This window comes from Psychromonas antarctica, from assembly GCF_022267535.1.
Classification (GTDB): domain Bacteria; phylum Pseudomonadota; class Gammaproteobacteria; order Enterobacterales; family Psychromonadaceae; genus Psychromonas; species Psychromonas antarctica.
The window spans coordinates 1-5,251 of record NZ_JAHNZV010000152.1 but is presented as its reverse complement, the minus strand read 5'-3'; the positions used below and the strand labels follow the sequence as shown (position 1 = coordinate 5,251).

Genomic DNA, 5,251 nt, shown 5'->3' with positions numbered 1-5,251 from the left:
TTAAGGTCTTTGGCTAACTCATTTGCGAGTGCTTGCAGTTTTTCTTTATTCATTGTGTTACTCATTATAATGGCCTTTGATAAGGTTATAGATAATGAACGTTTACACAATTCTTTTTACACCCTCGTAAAAGTGCGAAACGAACTCGGCGCCCCACTACAAATGAAATTGAACGACTAAAAGAAGGCTTACTCAAACGTCAAAACTTTCGTTCAAATGGCAAAATTCGCATCCCATTTGTCGATATTCTTGAGTTTAGCATCCTAACCTGCATGCGCATTGGTGAAGTATGTGCCCTGCGCTGGGATGATTTAAATGAAGGTCATAAAACTATTCTTGTACGTGATCGAAAAGATCCCCGTAAAAAAGAAGGTAATCATATGATAGCTCCTCTTTTAGCAGGATCTTTTGATATTGCAATGAGGCAACCTAAAACTAATGAGCTTATTTTTCCTTATAACTCACGCAGTGTAACGGCTGGTTTTCAGCGCGTGCGTAATGAATTAGGAATTGAAGATCTAAGATATCACGATCTAAGGCGTGAAGGAGCAAGTCGCTTATTTGAAAAAGGCTACTCTATTGAAGAAGTAGCGCAAGTAACTGGCCATCGTAATTTAAATATTTTATGGCAGGTTTATACTCAACTATTTCCGCATAAATTGCATGATAAGTTTGGAGAGTAAAATGAAAAAATTAACAATATGCTTTCACTTATTATTTAAGCAGTTGATTAACTTTAAAATATTATTCCAATCACCTTTATAACTAGGGTGTTTCAAGTGAAATTTGGCAAGAATTCGTTGATAGGTTTTATGCTTAGAACGTTCTTTACGCCATATATTTTCCGTTAATAGGTGTTCTAATTTGACAGTTTTAGCTACGATTTCTAAATCAGAGCAAAGGTTCATCGCACAACCAAATACGACTATTTCAATATCTTGAGCCTTAGGGTTTAAGTCTAATGCTTTAACCGCATTAACACTTATCTTACGGAGCTCTGATTTACGATGACAACGTAGTGTGCGCCTTATATAAGAAGCGACTGCTTTTACAGAGCCTTCTTTTAAAACATCCAGAGCTTTACGTCCTTCAGGTGTTGACTCCCACGATTTTTTATTTCCAAGAAACGTAGCCCAATTCTCCCATTCAGGATAACCGGTTATTGGATGATCTGGTAATTTGTATATCTGCTTTAATGGGGAAAATTTTACATCATTACTATCTCTCGCTGCTTCAAACTCACCAGAGTGCTTAAATTGATATTTTTGTACTACTTTTTTCGCTGCAAAATAATCAATAAACTCCCGAGCCTCCAAACCACAAATTTCACGATGAGTTGCAATTGATTTATATGCATTTGTAACTCTTTGAGGGAATCCATGTGGTAGCTTCCCTCTAGTATGAAGCTTTTTATAAACTGTTCGGACACTCAACTCAAGTCGCTTTGAGCAATATTCAATTACATGGGGCAACGGTGCTAAATAATACAGAGTATTCAACGGATACCCATGTTTCCTTGCTAAAAGTTGGGCCAATGAAACTTGTATATTTTTATTCTTTCGCAAGCGATTTTGTAAGCTAATTGAAAGATCACTAATTTGTTTAGCATTAGTTTCACTACACTCTCGAAAAAAGTCACACACATTCCATTGAGAAAGAGGTCTAGGATCTCCTTCATACAAGCTTTCAAAATCTATATCACTGACTTCAGAGAGACCGATTTTATTCAGCATAACTTCTTGTACATGCTCCAAAAATGCTTTCTGTCCAGATTTTCGATTGATACGAGCTTCAATACTCACCAATGTTACATCTGATTGATAAATAAGGGCTTTTTTGATTTTAATATCTCGTTTATCTATATATTCTAGTAACAAGTTATCCTTCATTTCATTTTCTGTCAGATTATCTTTAGAACACAACCAGACCTCGACAATAAATTTTTTTCCGTTAACACTGAATTTAAAATCATATTCGGGGTGTCTTTGCTTCCTTTGTTTGGCTGCTCCTTTTGAAATTTTGTAATAAAACCCCCATTTCCCATGAGGTTTAAAAGAAATATTCAAATGGGATAAAACCTTTGCTACAAGTAATTCAGAGGTAGAATCATATTGAATACCATCAAGAGTTAATCGTCCTTTATTGAAAAATTCCTTTCTCAAGTTTTTGTAATGTGTATCTTTATGTAAAGTGCTACAAACGCATTGTGCTCTAGGATCACCTTTTTTCCATTCACCTATCGTTTTATACTCACTCAATTCCAAATAATCCCACCAATCATTAAAACTATAATTCATTAACTCAGGGCGAATCCCCCTCCACGCTTGCTCCTCAGAAAAAAGTTTGAGTAGGCTTTTACCATGGACTTCTCGGGTATTCATTTCATTTGATAAAACAGGGTATTTACCTCTAAAGGTACCATTTGATTCCAGATTTTCTGAAGGAACGTTTCTGGCTGCGATGAGTAAATTTTCATTACTCATCTTTTCAAAATGATATTTTTGTGTATTAGTTTTGGAAATGGATTTTCGGCAATTAGGGCAAGCAGTAAGGACCTTTTGTTCATCAGTTGGATAATCTTTCCTATCCCATTTTGATATTTGAGCATCTACATTAGCATAGGTATCTTCCCATGAATGCCCACGACTAAGTTTCAAACAATGAAATTCAAGTTTGGTGTCGCGACCATAATAATGTTCTCTATCTGTTATTATTTCTGAACCATGAATAAATATATTATGCTTATGTTTTTCCCATGAATTCGTAATTCTCGCTATTAATGATGCAACGTTTTTCCAGTAACTAAATACTTCAAAATTTTCAGTTTTGGGGTGTCGAAGTATTTCTATCCTCTTGTTTTTCAAGGCTTTAATTGTTCCATGAGGAAAGCATAATTTAAATTTTCCGAGTTGATCTTCAGTTATCATTACAGCCCCCACTAAAAATTATAATTCAAAGAAACTATAATTTTAGTTTAGTAGAGAAAGTAAGACTTAACTCATTGAAGCTTAAACAATCTCAGATCTCCCCATTCCTTTCATCAGTACATCAAACATTAATCCAGCAAAGCCTTTTGCTACCGCTTCATTAGAAAGTACCTTCATCGCCATTTTTTCATGGATGCCCATACTTTCAATCACAGCGTTGTTGATTGACTCAGGGAATTGCCCCAACATTGCTTGCTCTTTGGTGTTACTTCTAAGTTGATCCATTACGATTTCATTTTCAGATACTTTACCTGCAATCGTATTCGCATAATTAAGCATATCGTGTTCTGATAACCCATCTTCTATAAACAGATCATTCATTCGCTCAATTATTTCATGTAGCAACTCTGTTTTGGGATCTTTAGGTACAGCACCCGATCCCTCTTTGCTTGGAGGCAAGTAGGATGCAGGCTCTTCACCAATTTTATTACCAAGTCCTAAATCAATTTCTCGTTGTTCATGTAAACGGTAATGGGTCATTATCACATCAGTTAAATCAACATCATCTTCAATTACTTCAAAACGTAGTAATGGATGCAAGACCTTAGCAAATAGACTTAGTTTTTCTAGCTCAAAATCATTAAAATCAACGATCTGAGAGCTAAACTCATAGTAGCGGTAGAATGATATTAAATCTTTCTTAAACACGTCCAGAATGTCTCTGGCTTCTTTCGCGTGTTTCACGCTATTCTCTGAAAACTTAATCGCCTTGTCGTTATGCTCTATTTTTGCTTTCGACAGCTCTGCTTGTGCCGCATGTAATACGTACGTTGCTTCTTTATAACGCAATGTAAAACGATCGACTGCTGGTTTACATAGGTTTGCTAGTTTGGCTTGATTAGCTTGCTTGCTGTTATATGCCTTTACAAAGGCTTCAACTTCAAACCATTGGTAAATGCCAACCTCAGCCAGTTTATCCATAAGCTCATAGACAATGTTCGGATCAGACACTCCCGATAATTCTGCGGTTTGGTAGTAAACCTTAAATTCTTCTAAAATCTCTTCAGGCTCATTAACAAAATCCAATACAAAGGTCATATCCTTACCTTTGTACATCCGGTTTAGCCTTGATAAGGTTTGAATACATTCCACGCCTTTTAATGGTTTATCCACATACATTGCCACTAATTTAGGTTGATCAAATCCTGTTTGAAATTTATTGGCAACCAGCATCACCTGATAATCATTAGTATCAAACGCTTTACGCATATCCCGACCACGTAGATTCGGGTTCATTGTTTTTTCTGTAGAAGGATTTGCATCTTTATCGTTTTTAGGAAAATCGGGGTCATTTACTTCACCAGAAAATGCCACCATGGCATTAATATTGTTATAGCCTTTATTTTTAACGTATTTTTCGAAGGATCTCTTATAACGAACAGCTTCCAAACGGCTGCTTGTAACAACCATTGCTTTTGCTTCACCACCAAGCAAATGTTTAATCTTGCTATTGAAGTGTTCAACAATAGTTTCGACTTTTTGAGCAATATTGTAAGGGTGTAACCTGACCCATTTGGCCATCTTTGAAGACGCTTTTTTACTGTCTACTTCTCTATCTGTGGCTGGGTTGCCATGTGCTAATTGGTAAGCGACACGATAACTGGTGTAGTTTTGCAATACATCAAGAATAAAGCCTTCTTCAATCGCTTGACGCATTGAATATACATGAAATGGCAAGGGTTTATTACTATCGCTGGCTGGGGCATCCATATCAGGCTTACGGCCAAATAACTCTAAGGTTTTTGCCTTGGGTGTCGCTGTAAAGGCAAAGTAACTAATATTATTCGAACCTTTACGCGCTTCAAGAGAAAGACGTAACATATCTTCACTGTCGAGTTCCTCATCCCCTTCTAACTGTTCCGACATCAACACTTCACGCAATTTACGCGCGGTTGTACCGGTCTGACTTGAGTGCGCTTCATCGGCAATCACGGCAAAGCTACGACCAGCTAGAGTTGAATCTTTACGAATGGCTTCCAGTACATGCGGGAAAGTTTGAATTGTTACAATAATAATCGCGGTACTGGCTTTTAATTCACCTGCTAACTGGCTGGATTTAGATCCCTGCGCCTCTTCACGATTAACCCGAGCGATCATTCCTTCATTATGATCGAACTGATAAATCGTATCTTGTAATTGGTGAGCTTACGGCAGCGTAGCTCAACTTCCATTTTTTGTTCTGATTTAATACGGGTAACTCATCCATCAGGACTTAATTATGTCAAATCCAGAGCAACTTAGTAGCGTTATTACTGCATTTGAGC

General features: G+C 36.9%; 1 protein-coding gene and 2 pseudogenes. 1 reads left to right on the top strand and 2 read right to left on the bottom strand.

All coding sequences use genetic code 11. The annotated features are described in order from the left end of the window. Nucleotides 1-128: 128 nt before the first annotated feature. Nucleotides 129-683: pseudogene (locus KSO91_RS15935) on the top strand (site-specific integrase); the annotation flags it as partial. Nucleotides 684-707: 24 nt separating this feature from the next. Here the strand turns inward: KSO91_RS15935 and KSO91_RS15930 are convergent. Together KSO91_RS15930 and KSO91_RS15925 are read right to left on the bottom strand one after the other, a co-directional pair. After that, nucleotides 708-2,927: a hypothetical protein gene (locus tag KSO91_RS15930; RefSeq protein ID WP_238744018.1), complete on the bottom strand. Its 2,220-nt coding sequence runs from the start codon at nucleotides 2,925-2,927 to the stop codon at nucleotides 708-710. An 81-nt stretch (nucleotides 2,928-3,008) separates the two neighbouring features. Then, nucleotides 3,009-5,126 (bottom strand): annotated as a pseudogene (locus KSO91_RS15925) (type I restriction enzyme subunit R domain-containing protein); the annotation flags it as partial. Nucleotides 5,127-5,251 lie beyond the last annotated feature (125 nt).